A 14,441-nucleotide genomic window follows, 5' to 3' on the forward strand; every position below is an offset into this window, starting at 1 on the left:
ACTAAATTATGAAAATAATCTCTTTATTGTTCTTAACCCTATTTTTGGGAAAAGGTTGTCAAAACGCCGAAGCACAAGAAATTAATGCTGCCGTAATTGAATACGTAGCCAATACAAGAGGTTTTTATCAAAAAATAGTTATTGAAGAAAAGAAATTTTCCATTTCAAGAGACCGAAACCAGAGTGAAAAACCAGTTGCAACAGAAATTTCAAATGCTGATTGGAACGAATTAATTACGATATTTCAAGAAATCAACTTAGACGAAATCCCAGAGTTGAAATCGCCAACAGAAAAACGCTTTTACGATGGAGCGGCTATCGCCAATTTGAAAATTACATACAAGGGAAAAACGTATGAATCAAAAAGTTTTGATCATGGATATCCACCAGTAGAAATTAAAAAATTAGTAAATAAAATAAATTCATTTGCAAAACAGAATGACGAAAATTAAAGACATACAGAACGAAATAGTAGATGAATTTTCTATGTTTGACGATTGGATGCAACGCTACGAATACATCATCGAACTGGGAAAAAATCTTCCGTTAATCAAAGAGGAATTCAAGACAGAAAACAATTTGATTAAAGGTTGCCAATCAAAAGTATGGTTGCAAGGAGAAAAAAACGAGGAAAAGATAATTTTTACTGCCGATAGTGATGCCATATTGACCAAGGGAATTATTGCAATTTTAATCCGCGTTTTTTCTAACCAGTCGCCTGCAGATATCATCAATGCTGACATGAGTTTTATCGATGAAATTGGGCTAAAAGAGCATTTATCCCCTACCCGCGCCAATGGTTTGGTATCAATGATAAAAAATATTAAAATGTATGCCTTGGCATTCAATACTCAAAACTAATTTTTTAAAACATATAAGTCATATAAGCAAATCATTAAAAGACTATGAATGTAACCAAAAGTTTTCTCAAAGATCTAGTTTATCAGATTAATGGAGCAGCAATTGAAGTTCATAAAAGTTTTGGGCCAGGTCTTTTAGAAAATGTTTATCATCAATGTCTTAAAAAAGAATTAGAATTGAGAAAAATAAATTATTCATCTGAATTTTTGATCCCTTTAAATTATAAGGGACATGAGTTAGAATCTAAACTCAGATGTGATTTATTTATAGAAAATACTCTCGTTGTTGAATTAAAATCGGTAAACGAAATAAACCCTATTTTTGAAGCACAATTGCTTACTTATATGAACTTATTAAATGCACCGATTGGCTTATTGATTAATTTTAATGTAAAGAATATTTACCACGAAGGCCAAAAAACTTTGGTAAATGAATTCTATAGACGACTAGAAGAATAAATAATTAAAAAACTTACATGACTTATATGGTTTTAAAAAAATATAAGTCGCAAAACTAAAACAAAATGGAACAAGAAATAGACACTAACGAATTAGGCGAAGCAATCGTAAAAAAATTAAAAACCATTTACGATCCTGAGATTCCTGTAGACATATATGAATTAGGATTAATTTATGACGTTATGGTCAACACCGATTATGAGGTAAAAATCCTGATGACACTTACTTCCCCTAACTGTCCGGTTGCCGAAAGTTTACCGAGAGAAGTGGAAGAAAAAGTAAAATCAATCGAGCATATTAAAGATGCCGAAGTAGAAATTACTTTCGACCCGCCTTGGAGCAAAGACCTAATGAGCGAAGAAGCAAAACTAGAATTGGGAATGTTGTAAATTAGCATTCAGATAACAGTGGTCGGTTAGCAAATTTTTTTACTGCTGAACACTGTTATCTCAATACTGAACACTGAAAAAATGGACGAAATAATTAATAAAGTAGCCAATAGCGCCTTAGAAGTTTTTGATTTAGAGGATTACTATCCAAGAGGAATCCGCACACAAGTTGATATTTCACAATGGTTATTGGAAGGTTTTTTGTTAAAAGAAAAAGATTTTCGGGAGCATCTTAAAAACCACGATTGGGCGCAATATCAAGACCAATTTGTGGCTATTAATTGTAGTACAGACGCTATTATTCCGGCTTGGGCTTCTATTTTAGTAGCAATTCAATTGGCTCCTTTTGCCAAAAAAATCATCAATGGAAGTATCGAAGATTTAGATTCGGCACTATATGAAGAATTACTTCCAAAACTGGATTATTCAGTATATCAAAACAAACCAACCATTATAAAGGGTTGCTCGCAAAAACCGGTTCCGATGCGTGCCTATGTTTTGGCGGCTCATTATTTGTATCCTTTTGCCAGAAGTATTATGTATGGCGAAGCCTGTTCGGCAGTTCCCTTGTATAAGAAAAAGCTATAAAATACATTTTGTCAATTTCATTTTTTATATTTGTTAAACTAACAAAATAAAGAATATGAAAAAAGCACTACTTTCTTTGGTTTTTATTTTGACACTCGTTTCTGGAAATGCCCAAGAAGTCCCAAAAGACAGCACAAAACTCTGGACAAAAAAAGGAAACATATCCTTACTTTTTAATCAGTCAGCCTATAATAGGCAATGGCTTGGTGGCGGAACCTCAAACCTTGCAGGAAATTTTGGTTTGAATTACGATTTCAATTACAAAAAAGAAACTATCGTTTGGGACAATAAATTTATTTTGGCTTATGGTTTGAGTAAAATAAAAGGAATTGAAAAAACCGCCAAAACGGATGACCGATTGGAACTGAATTCCCTTTGGGGCAAAAAATCATCTGCTCCAAATTGGTACTACTCAATATACTTCAATTTCAAATCACAAATGGATTCCGGTCTGGATAAAAACAATCAAATTATCTCTCATTTTTTTTCTCCCGCTTATTTTCAGTTTGGTCCTGGAATGTTATGGAAAAAAAACGACAACCTAAGTGTCAATTTTTCTCCCGCAGCAGCTAAATTAATTCTTGTTCATAAACATTTTACTGATTTTGGACCTTCTTTTGGTGTTTTGCAAGGAGACGCTTCTAGATTTGAATTTGGCGCTAGCGTCACTGCTTATTACAAATTTAATGTAATGGCAAATGTCTCGATCGAGAATAGACTTAATTTATACTCCAATTATTTAGACGATCCACAAAACGTTGATGTCGATTATCAGATGAATGTAATTATGAAAATCAATAAATATTTGTCGGCAAATGTTGCTGTACAAGCAATTTACGATGACAATTCTGTGCAAGCTGTTCAGGTGCGTGAAATTTTTGGTCTGGGTATTAATTTTGGAATTTAAACTTTTTTAATCAACATAAAAAAAATCCCTATTGATTTACTTTCAAAAGGGATTTTTTTATTTAAATCTATTCTTCTTTGTCTTCTTTTTCCACAGCATCCTTATAATCCGGATATAAAAACTTATTGTAAGGAAAACGAGTTATGTGAATTTGTCTTACCGCTTCATAGACACGCTCTCTAAATTCTTCAAAGTTCTCTTTGTTTGTAGCCGAAATAAACAAGGCATTTTGTTCCCCTACTCGGCTCATCCAAGTCGATTTCCATTCCTCAAGTGTATAATGTTTTGTGGTTTTCTCGGTCATTAAATCATCCTCATCAATCGTCAAATGCCTATAAGCATCTATTTTATTGAAAACCATAATTACCGGTTTATTATTGGCTTTGATATCCAATAAAGTTTGATTTACCGATGCAATGTGATCTTCAAATTCAGGATGCGAAATATCAACTACGTGCAACAATAAATCGGCTTCACGAACCTCATCCAACGTACTCTTGAAAGAATCTACTAGTTGTGTAGGCAATTTTCGAATAAATCCAACGGTATCCGAAAGCAGGAAAGGTAAGTTTTTGATTACCACTTTTCGAACCGTAGTATCTAATGTTGCAAAAAGTTTATTCTCTACAAACACATCACTTTTACCAACGGCATTCATCAAAGTCGATTTTCCTACATTGGTATATCCCACCAAAGCCACGCGAACCATAGAACCGCGATTGCTTCTTTGTGTACCCATTTGTTTGTCAATAGCCTTGATTTTATCTTTCAATAAAGCAATCCTATCGCGCACGATACGTCTATCCGTTTCAATTTCCGTTTCTCCGGGTCCACGCATTCCAATCCCTCCCTTTTGACGTTCCAAGTGCGTCCAAAGACCTGATAATCGAGGCAACAAATAGATACATTGTGCCAGCTCTACTTGGGTTCTGGCATAAGAGGTTTCGGCACGTTGTGCAAAAATATCCAAGATAAGATTGGTCCTATCCAGAATTTTACATTCGGTTATTATTTTAGAAATATTTTTTTGTTGCGAAGGCGTTAATTCATCATCAAAAATCAATGTTGAAATCCCGTTTTCTTTTACAAAATAATGGATTTCCTCTATTTTTCCGGTTCCAACAAAAGTCTTAGGATTAGGACGCTCCATTTTTTGCGAAAAACGTTTCACCACTTCTCCACCTGCGGTAAAAGTTAAAAACTCTAATTCGTCAAGATACTCATTGAGCTTAGCTTCACTTTGATTTTGAGTAACAATACCAACAATGGCTGTCTTTTCGAAATTTATTACTTCTTTTTCTAACATAACTTTGAATAAGCCACAAATTTAATGATTTAACAGCTACTAATACTTATTCCATGCATTTTTAAAACAAAAGGAATTCGCAAAATAAAAGATTGTCAAAAAAACAAAACTTTATTCGTAAAAATAATTCGTCTCGGTTTTTACTATTCCATTGTCTTCCAAAAGAGAATAGGCTGTTGGGTAGTTCAGATTGTTGTATTTATATTTCCCGATTTTCCCTATATGATTTACCGAAGTAGATTGAAAACTCAATTCGTTATTAGTAGAGACGGATTGAAAATCAAACTCGGCCTCATGAAAAGAAACTATGGGAACAATTATTTTATAGTTGTCCCCAAACAGATTTTTGACAATTAATAAATTAACTGAATTTTTATCGTCAAAAGTGTAGCTCAGCATCGACTTATCGCCTACTAATCCTTTATGTCTTACAATGTTGTCTTTATAGTAAGCGTATTCTATTTTATTGATAATTTGTTGATTTCGATCCCTTGAAGTACGTCTGATAACACATCCGTTTTCAATTACATACTCTATATCGTCAATAAAATTTTGATGATTGTTGCTTTTTTTGGTTATTGCTTTTACTCTTGCTCCCTCGTATTTTAGGCTCACCGTTTTACTCACAAACTCTCCTCCTTCTTCATATTTTTTCTCTAACTTTAGCAATCGTTTCTCATTGTCATAGCTGTAATTTACAACTTCTTTCCAATTGCTTCCTTCTCTTTCTTTGACACTCATATCCAACAATCCATTTCGATTGTAAAAGAAACTTTGGATAACATCGGATGTTTTTATCGTCGAGATTTTTCCGTCTTTAAATAAAATGTTTTTGTTTACAATTTCGCCGCTTTTTAAATTGCGGAAATTTGTTCTTACAATTTTGATTTGTTTCAATTTAATAGTGTTTTCCTGGGTTTGACTTTGTATCAAAAATGGAAAAGCCATCATTAAAATGGCAATGAAGTAGGTTTTCATAGGGTATTAGTATTGATTTGGAATCGCCAAAATACAAAAATCAACAAGAGGATGAAACTTTAGTTTCTGGAAACCCACATATAAAAACAATCAAACTGATAACCAATACTTTAATTTAAATTGTTTTTTATTCAAAATCTTAAATGAGTTTAACTATTACTCTTAAAAATAAAAAAATCCAAGCTACACAAAGTCGCCACTTAATTAGCAACATTTTGTTTAGCTTGGATAGTCCTTGGCAAAAATTTCTTATTCTGCCTATTTTACAGTAATTAATTTAACATCAAAAATAAGTACAGCGCCTCCAGGTATACCTGGTCGACCATAACTGCCATAACCAAGATGAGAGGGAACTAAAAGAACTCCGCTTCCACCTTCTTTAAAATAAGTAATCCCTTCTGTCCAACCTTTTATAACCTGCTGCAAACCAAAAGAAATACCTTCTGCTTTACTTTGGTCAAACACAGATCCATTTGTAAAATAACCTTTATAAGCAACCGTTACATTAGAAGTTGCAGTAGGTTGTTTCCCATCGCCTGGTTCAGTAATTATATAATACAAACCTGTATCGCTTTTTACAGCTGTTAAATTTTTGGCTGCAATATAATCCGTTATTTCTTTTTCATTTTGGATTGTATAATCAACTGGTTGAGTTTCTATATTTGTATTTGTGTCTGATAAACAAGAAACAAATAGCAAGGAAACAAGTGCTAATAAAGTGTATTTCATGATAAATTTGATTTATAAAGATCGCAAATATAATAAAATTACACCAACAAAATCTTTATAAAATCCCTGTATAAAAAGAACTTACTCTTGTTTTTTTGCTGACAATTCTGGAGTTTTCACACTCAAACTAATCCCCAAAAATCTGTACATCATCAACCTGAAATGCACCATCCAAAGCAAGGTTTCTCCCTGATCCGATATACTTAAAAGCGATGTTGATTTTACCCATATAAGAAGACAAATCTACTCCTCCGGAGCCTACAAACTGATACCAAGGTGTGGCTTGCTTGGGTAAATTCACCTTCAACGGAATCCAAGTTGCCTTGGTTACATTTAAGCCATCAAAATTAGTCGAAACATAAACTTCCAATGTGTTCAAAGGAGAATCGACATCCAGATGATGTTGAGCAGTTCTAAAAGTCAGAATCTCATTGGTATGTGTATCCATATCAATTTTAGGCGAAATCAGCCAAGCAATATTAGAAACCACTTTAGTTCCACTAATAGCAAACTCTGCATAGCCGTTGCCCGAATAAACCCCGCCTTTCCAGAACAAAGTACCACTCTGAACAATATTTGCCCAGCCGGGTAAACTCAAATTAGACTTATCAACCACCGCTTGAAAATCTTGGGAGAAAAAAGGAACGGCCCGCTTGCCGCTCATTGCCACATCTTTTTCAGAACGTGCCAACAACTGATAATCAGAACCAAATTTGGTCAAAACTCCTTTTACTTTTCCGATGCCATTGGGAACTAAATTTCGAGCAAAATCAGCATAACTACTTGTCCTAAAAATAACTTGATTACCGTATTTGTCCATCAAACTCCAGTTCGTCGCTCCACCAATATCATTTGTTTCCTCATAATAATGCCGGCCAATTGCAGCTTCGGTAAATTGTACATCAGACAATTCGATTAGTGTATTCAAATTAGAATCCGCAACTAAATCAGGAATTGTGATGGAACGAACTAAAAGGTTTTCGGCCACATTAGTACAGGAAGCATGCAGAACATTTTTATAGTCATTTTGAGAAAGTCGCCCCACTGCTCCCTCATTATACGAATTGACATAAATACCACCAATACGCAAACTGCCATAATTAATATCGGTATATTGGTTTTTTAATTTCACATAAACCTTGTTTCCTAATCGGAAATCGACATACAAATTTGTTGCGTCTACGGGAACACTAAAACCTTGAGTTTGATTTGTGGCTGTAGCCAAAGTTTGAAATGATATTGTCTTGAAAAAATTACCGTTTGCATCGCTAGAAACAACATAAGCTTCTATCACATCGTCATAGGTATATTGCGAAACGATGGCGCCAGCATTGCCATGAATTTGAGAAACGGTTTTGTTTACGGCAAAATCAGGCTGGGTACAATTCAACTTTGGAACCGCCACCTCATCATTTCCACAACCCAAAAATAGAATCACAAAAACCATCAAAAAAAGGAATTTACCGCTATTACTTCTCATAACATTTGATTTTAAAAATTAAAAATTGAAGTAGAGATTTACAAAATAGGTTCGGCCATAGCCATAAAAATATTTGTTGCCAAAAGAAGGTGTTCCGCTGGAAACATCCTGATTGAGCTGTCTGAAATTAGCATTCCGGGCTTGTTCATAACCGCCCGTTTTATATTTGCTGTCTAGCACATTATTAATACTGGCAAAAAGCCCCAAGTATTTTCCTTTGATCCGCCATGATTTTCCCCCAAGTAAATTGAGCAAGGCTACCAGGTCAAATTTTTCTTGTTTTAGTAATTCCGCCGCTCTTTCTTCGGTGGCTTCGGGGAAAGGGAATCCGCTGGCGGGATTTGTATAAAATTGTGCCGTTCTAGAAATGGGCGAAACATCAATATAAGAATCCGCCAGATAATTTACGTTAGTTCCTATCCACCAGAATTTGGGATCCCGATATTCAATTCCTAAACTATAGGCTTGTTGTGGCATGCCGGATTGTTTGTAATTCTTCAAAAGTGCTTTCCCAAAATCATAGGACGGATTGGTATTTTCTGCAGTGGCCACCGCATCGTTATTGATACTCACATTGGGATTATTCTCATATGTGAATTGACCATAAGCCGCCGAAAAACTCATTTTTAAAGTGGTAGTAAATTGATATTCATAACTAAATTCGGTACCGATGTTTTTACGATCCAGGTGAGTTAATGTTTGGCCTACAAAAGCATTCGTATTGGTATAACCAGCTCCATTATCAAAAATTCCTTCTGCATAAAAGAAGGTTGTTTTAGTGGCATCTTTTAGAGTCGAATAATAGGCTGTCAATCTCATTTTTAATTTTGGTGAACGGAAAACATAAGTCGCATCGAGGCTATTGATCGTTTCACTTTGCAAACCATCAACAATCGAATTATTCAATCTCGCATTGGGAAAAGTATTTCTAAGAGTCGGCGCTTTGGTCAAATGAGCCGCATTAAAACTAAGCAATTGTTTTCCAGAGATTTTAAAAACAATTCCGCCTTTGAAACCAAAATTTTCAAAAGCTACTTTGGCACTTTTACCAAAAGAAATGCTTTCATAAATTCCGTTTTTATACAAGCCTTCTCTTTGATAATTCGTACTGGAGAAAGATTGCGCCAAATAGAAATCAATTATATCGTACGAAAACTTAAACTGGCTAAAGGCATCAAAAGTATTTGCTCTATACTTATAATTGTATCCATAAGCATCGCCCACCACCACTTGACGATTTGGATTATTAAGATCCGATTGCGCTTGACTGCCACTATAAAACCCATCAATATCTTCAAAAAAAGCACCTCCCAATAAATCCAATAGCTTTTGATAGTTATGAGATTTAAAATCCCGAAACGAAACGCCCGCATTCAAAATCAAGTTTTCATTCAATTGCGAATCGAAGTTTGATGCAAGCACAGCGGTTTGGTCATCAGTCCGATCTTCATATAAAACATAATGACTTTGTGCCGGTTCATAGCTTATAATTTCCCCATTATTATCCAAAATCGGATTTTGATTGGCCCGGTACATCGCATCCCAATCGATTTGAGGATTTGCTAGAAATGCAAGTTTGCTCTTCTCGGCATTCTCATAATCAGGAGTAAAATTGCCCGAAAACTCACCGTCATCTTTGGCATACATCGAACTGTAATAGCTGGGCAATTTTCTAAAATAAGTAGGATCCGGACTGTTCGCGCGTTGGTAATCGAGATTGCTGTTGCTTATTTTACCAAACTGATACATCAGGCTTGAATTGAGACTGCTGTGATCGTTGATTTTAAAATAATGATTGAGCATTAAGATTGGTTCTTCAATGGTTTTCTCTCTGGCATTTCTTTTTTTGCCATCTTGGTAACCCCAATAAGAATTGTATTTTTCACTGGTTAATTGCGTAACTTCTGTGGTGTTTGGCGAGTTCTTCCCACGAGTATTTGGCGTATAAAAACCAGTCGCATTAAGTGAATGCCTTTCATTTAATTTCTTTTCGACACTAAGAAAAAGGGAATTCCCATCATAGGTAGTTCCTTCAAAATAGCCTTCATTAGCATAACGTTTCCCTGCCGAAACCACATAAGCCCAGCCATTCTTAGTCATGCCCGACGCATAAGTTCCCATCATACGCCAACTATAATTGGTGTTGGTTCCCGAAACCGTAATTCTCGACCCGATTCTATAAATAGAAGCACGGGTATTAATTTCCTGCGTACCCAGAATACCGCCAAAAGTATAATCAGATGGGGTAGTGCCAATGGAAAATTCCTGATTTCGGGTGGCATCATTCAATCCACCCCAATTGCCCCATTGTGGCCTACCGTCATACAGCTTGTTCATAACAACACCGTTGATCATGATAGTCGCATTTTCGCTGTCCAATCCTCGAAGCCGGAACCGTGCCGATCCCCAATTGAAAGCAGCCGCTTGCTGGAAAGCATCTTTGGAGGATTGTAGCAAACCCGAAGTGCTCTCGGAACCACTATTGTCATCCGTAAGGTCATTTTCGAAAAGACGAATTGAACTGCTTTGCTGGTCTGAAATCTGGTCTTCTTCCAACAAAATTGTTCCCAAATCTAGTAATTGACCTTCGTTTAGGCTTACAGGAAACAAGGCGTCTTTGTAACCTTGATTGTGAAAAAGAATTAGATAATCTCCCGCTGGTGCGGAATCAAAAAGGAACTTCCCATTAGCTTCTGTTAATTGAAGCAAACTTGTGTTTTGAATCGAAACAACTACAGAAACCAAAGGCTGCAAGCTTCTGGAATCCAAAACCTTACCTGAAATTCCGGTTTTATCTTGCGCAAAAACATATCCTAGCTGTAAAATAAAAAAGAGTGATCCAATACTTTTTCTCATAAGTCTGTTACTGTTTTATTGCCAAAAAGAGTTCTGACGGATCAGAAAGTTTCGCTTTTTAATAAAATTTGATTGTTTCATTTCTGAGCATAAAAAAATATCCCAAAAAGGAATACTTATGACAGAAATAGCGGAAAAAGAGTTTTTTGGAAAATTATAAGCTAACCAAATACAAACAGAAAAGTGATGAAAAAGTGGTATTAATACTCTATTGTTTGATTAGGCATTTTAAAAGTAATCAAAATAGTAATAAGTTGTTGATTTTGAGTTAAAAATCTCAAAATCAACAACTTATTTTAAATAAAAACGAATCAGTAAATTTTTATAAGCTAAAAAATTTAATTTGGATTAAAATGCCAAAAGCTATTCGACAGCCTTAATTCTCGAAACCATAAATGCGATTAGAACTCCAAAAATTCCGATAAAAGCAAACGAAAATCGCAAACCAAACAATTCAGCAATATAACCAATAACCGGTGGTCCCATTAAAAATCCCAGAAAACTAACGCTGGAAACTATGGTTAATGCTTCTCCTGGAGGAACTGTTGGATTTTTTCCTGCAATACTATAAATCGTAGGAACAATTGTTGAAACTCCAACTCCCACAAACATAAATGCAATTGTTGACGGAATCAAATAAGGAAAAAACACGGAGGTAAAAAGTCCGGCTGAAATCATAATTCCACTGATTTGCATGACCGGTTTCCTTCCAAATTTACTAATCAAATGATCTCCGAAGAAACGCCCTCCGGCCATCATTATCATAAATGAAGTATATCCCAAAATTACCAATGGACCAGGAGCCTGGATGACATCCTTGAAATAAACACCACTCCAGTCAAACATCACACCTTCGCTTGCCATACAACAAAAACCAATTATTCCCAGCCAAATCAGCGCGCTATCAGGTTTTGTAAATCCTTTTTTCTTTTCGGCTTTAATTTTTTCTTTGGCTTTTATTAAAAACTTATAATTGAAAAGAACTAACAAAAGAACGATTCCTCCTACTGCTAAAAAATGTATATAAGGCGTAAGTTCTAAGGCAAGCATTCCAAGTCCCACTAAGGCTCCAATAAATCCGGCCAAACTCCACATGCCGTGAAAAGATGACATAATTGTTTTCTTAAAAAGTACCTCGGTATAAACACCTTGTGTATTTACAGCTATGTTAGCCAAATTACCAAAGACTCCGAAAAGCATTAATCCGAGTGACAGCTGCCAAGACGCGGAAGCTAAGCCCAAATTAGTCAAACTAAAAACATATAATAAAAGTGAGAATATAAGAATACGATGGCTTCCAAAACGTGTGACCAATTTTCCTGAAAAAGGCATAATTAACAGCTGTCCTAATGGCAAAGCAAACAAAATTGTTCCCAGATCGCCATCGCCTAAGTGCAAAGCCGTTTTAATATCCGGAATTCTACTTGCCCAGGTAGCAAAACACAATCCCATACCAAAATAAAACATCGATACCGCCCAACGAATCCGTTTTAGATAGGAAACCTTGGCGTTTCGATAATTTTTTTTGTACTTCCCTTTGGCTTTAAATCGGACTATGAAATTTAAATCTATCAAAACAAATTCGTTTTTATTATTTTAAGGTACAAAAATAGAAAAGCAACCGTTCACTTATCTAAAACGTCACATTAAACAAAAAAATACAACGTTATTGTTTATAAATTTATCACTGCTTGTTGCTTATTACTTTCAATTGCAGCTTCAATGATCTGCATCACTTTCACACCATCTTGGGCAGTAACCGGTTCAGGCTTATCATTTGAAATCGATTGATAAACACCTTCAAAAAAATCATAATAATTTCCTTGAAGTGTTGGTGTTTTTTCAATCAAGATGTCGTTATTAATCTCTGTATGAAGAATACCTTCTTTAGTCGTGGCTTCTTTGCCCCAAGTATCAAGGTTTGGTTTTTTTCCCAATTTCAAATCGTCTTCCTGCACATCACCACGCGGTTTCAGGAAAGATCCTTTTTTTCCGTGAATTATATAGGCCGGAATAGGCTCTCTGACAAAAAAACCTGCTTTTAATCGAACCCTAAAATCCGGATAATAAAGCAACAAATCGATACAATCATCTACCAAAGAATGTTCCCGAGTTACCCGAATATCGGCAAAAACGGCTTGAGGAAAACCAAATAAATACAATGCCTGATCAATCAGGTGCGGTCCTAAATCTTTTAGAATTCCCGCTCCCGAATTGGCTGTTTCTTTGTGCTGCTTTGGACTCAAATTAGGACTGTAACGGTCAAAATGGAATTCGGCTTCCACAATTTCGCCCAAAACACCATCCAAAATGATTTTTCGCACTGTTTTTAAATCGCTGTCCCATCTTCTGTTTTGAAAAACAGCCAGTTTCAATCCTTTTACTTTGGCTAAAGCAGCCAATTCCTTAGCTTCAGCAACCGTAGTGGTAAACGCTTTTTCAACTATAGCATGTTTTCCCGCCTCCAATACTTTTTTGGCATATTCAAAATGGGTTTCTACTGGTGTATTTACGATGACCAAATCAACATCATCTTCCAATAACGCTTCTAAACTGGAATAACTCTTTGTATCGGGATAATCCTGTTGTATCAATTTTTTACTTCTTTCCCAAGAACCCAATAATTCAAATCCGGGGTGGAAGGCGATAAAAGGTGCGTGAAACACTTTTCCTGACATTCCGTAGGAAAGTAGGGCTGTTTTTATTTTTTGCATAATTTGTTATTAAAATAGTAAAACCTCAAAAAGCTATTTTATTTTTGCCCTTTCATATTGATTTGGCCATGATACATCCGTATTTAATTCTTTTGCAAAAGCTAACCCCAAGTTTGGGTTTCGGAGCGATTCTCTAGCAAACAAAACCAAATCCGCTTTTCCGTTAATCAGGATTTCTTCTGCCTGATGTGCTTCTGTAATAAGTCCGACGGCGCCGGTCAGAATTCCGGTTTCTTTTTTTATGCTTTCCGCAAAAGGCACCTGATAGCCGGGGGATACCGGGATTTTTTGGTAAGATACTGCGCCTCCCGAAGAAACATCAATCAAATCTACTCCTTTTTCTTTGAGTATTTTCGAAAGCTGTACCGATTCTTCGATATTCCAACCGCCCTCTGCCCAGTCCGTGGCAGAGATTCTGACAAATAAAGGCAAATCATTTGGCCATTCACCTTGCACAGATTCTAGCACTTCCAAAAGCAGCCGGATTCGGTTTTCAAAACTGCCACCATATTCATCTGTTCTTAAATTAGATAAAGGCGAAAGAAATTCGTGCAACAAATAACCATGCGCAGCATGAAGCTCCATTACTTGGAATCCCGCTAGTACTGATCTTTTAGTTGCTGATGCAAAATCGGAAATCACTTTTTGGATCCCCATTTTATCCAAAGCAATCGGAGGCGTTTCCGTATCATGAAAGCCTATTGCTGATGGCGCCACGGTTTCCCACCCACCTTGTGTACTATCGATTTTTTTATTGCCGTTCCAAGGCGAAGTAACGCTGGCTTTTCGCCCGGCATGCGCCAATTGGATTCCGGGAACCGCATTTTGACTCTTGATAAATTGGGTGATTGCCTGCAATTTTTCAATATGTTCGTCTTTCCATATTCCCAAATCCTCAGGAGAAATTCGACCTTCGGGAGAAACAGCTGTAGCCTCCTGAATAATCAATCCCGCACCGCCACTGGCACGACTGCCCAAATGAACCAAATGCCAATCATTGGCAAAGCCATCCTGAGATGAATACTGACACATCGGAGAAATCACGATTCTATTTTTGAGCAAAATGCTTTTTATTTGAAGAGAAGAAAATAATTTTGAAGACATATCATTTACTTTTTAAAATTAAGATTAATCCAATGCAACACAAATATCAGTTACAGAAAGTAAAGTTACTC

Annotated in this window: 14 protein-coding genes; 6 read left to right on the forward strand and 8 right to left on the reverse strand. The window is 35.9% G+C overall.

What is annotated here, in order from left to right; translation table 11 throughout:
- Positions 1-8: 8 nt before the first annotated feature.
- The 6 genes from ACMDB5_RS03730 to ACMDB5_RS03755 all read left to right on the forward strand — a co-directional run bounded on the left by ACMDB5_RS03730 (position 9) and on the right by ACMDB5_RS03755 (position 3,203).
- Positions 9-452: a hypothetical protein gene (locus tag ACMDB5_RS03730; RefSeq protein ID WP_413999679.1), complete on the forward strand. Its 444-nt coding sequence runs from the start codon at positions 9-11 to the stop codon at positions 450-452.
- Positions 439-861, forward strand: coding sequence for a SufE family protein (locus ACMDB5_RS03735; protein WP_413999680.1), 423 nt, complete (start codon positions 439-441; stop codon positions 859-861). Before ACMDB5_RS03730 ends, ACMDB5_RS03735 begins: the two co-directional genes overlap by 14 nt.
- Positions 862-905: 44 nt before the next feature.
- The gene (locus ACMDB5_RS03740) at positions 906-1,319 is read left to right on the forward strand and encodes a GxxExxY protein (RefSeq protein ID WP_413999681.1); all 414 of its coding nucleotides are present in this window, start codon (positions 906-908) and stop codon (positions 1,317-1,319) included.
- Positions 1,320-1,384: 65 nt separating this feature from the next.
- Positions 1,385-1,708 carry an SUF system Fe-S cluster assembly protein gene (locus ACMDB5_RS03745; protein WP_230063500.1) on the forward strand — a complete coding sequence of 108 codons (324 nt, stop codon included), beginning with the start codon at positions 1,385-1,387 and terminating at the stop codon, positions 1,706-1,708.
- A gap of 81 nt (positions 1,709-1,789) precedes the next feature.
- Positions 1,790-2,296 carry a DUF2480 family protein gene (locus ACMDB5_RS03750; protein WP_413999682.1) on the forward strand — a complete coding sequence of 169 codons (507 nt, stop codon included), beginning with the start codon at positions 1,790-1,792 and terminating at the stop codon, positions 2,294-2,296.
- A 55-nt stretch (positions 2,297-2,351) separates the two neighbouring features.
- On the forward strand, positions 2,352-3,203 hold the full coding sequence (locus ACMDB5_RS03755) for a DUF3078 domain-containing protein (protein WP_413999683.1): 852 nt from the start codon (positions 2,352-2,354) through the stop codon (positions 3,201-3,203).
- Positions 3,204-3,270: 67 nt separating this feature from the next.
- Here the strand turns inward: ACMDB5_RS03755 and hflX are convergent, their stop codons facing one another.
- The 8 genes from hflX to namA form a co-directional block, all read right to left on the reverse strand.
- A complete protein-coding gene (hflX, locus tag ACMDB5_RS03760; protein WP_413999684.1) occupies positions 3,271-4,509 on the reverse strand; it encodes a GTPase HflX in 1,239 nt (412 codons plus the stop codon).
- Between the two features lie 111 nt (positions 4,510-4,620).
- Positions 4,621-5,487 carry a hypothetical protein gene (locus ACMDB5_RS03765; protein WP_413999685.1) on the reverse strand — a complete coding sequence of 289 codons (867 nt, stop codon included), beginning with the start codon at positions 5,485-5,487 and terminating at the stop codon, positions 4,621-4,623.
- Between the two features lie 258 nt (positions 5,488-5,745).
- A complete protein-coding gene (locus ACMDB5_RS03770; protein WP_413999686.1) occupies positions 5,746-6,216 on the reverse strand; it encodes an FKBP-type peptidyl-prolyl cis-trans isomerase in 471 nt (156 codons plus the stop codon).
- Between the two features lie 127 nt (positions 6,217-6,343).
- Entirely contained in the window at positions 6,344-7,696 is a 1,353-nt protein-coding gene (locus ACMDB5_RS03775; RefSeq protein ID WP_413999687.1) for a DUF5689 domain-containing protein, read from the reverse strand.
- An 18-nt stretch (positions 7,697-7,714) separates the two neighbouring features.
- Positions 7,715-10,552 (reverse strand): carboxypeptidase-like regulatory domain-containing protein, encoded by a 2,838-nt coding sequence (locus ACMDB5_RS03780; protein WP_413999688.1) that lies wholly within the window; start codon positions 10,550-10,552, stop codon positions 7,715-7,717.
- Positions 10,553-10,915: 363 nt separating this feature from the next.
- On the reverse strand, positions 10,916-12,127 hold the full coding sequence (locus ACMDB5_RS03785; RefSeq protein ID WP_413999689.1) for an MFS transporter: 1,212 nt from the start codon (positions 12,125-12,127) through the stop codon (positions 10,916-10,918).
- Positions 12,128-12,225: 98 nt separating this feature from the next.
- Entirely contained in the window at positions 12,226-13,266 is a 1,041-nt protein-coding gene (locus ACMDB5_RS03790) for a Gfo/Idh/MocA family oxidoreductase (protein WP_413999690.1), read from the reverse strand.
- A gap of 33 nt (positions 13,267-13,299) precedes the next feature.
- Entirely contained in the window at positions 13,300-14,370 is a 1,071-nt protein-coding gene (gene namA, locus ACMDB5_RS03795) for an NADPH dehydrogenase NamA (RefSeq protein WP_413999691.1), read from the reverse strand.
- Positions 14,371-14,441 lie beyond the last annotated feature (71 nt).

This window comes from Flavobacterium sp. W1B (assembly GCF_047344965.1).
In the GTDB taxonomy this organism is placed as follows: domain Bacteria; phylum Bacteroidota; class Bacteroidia; order Flavobacteriales; family Flavobacteriaceae; genus Flavobacterium.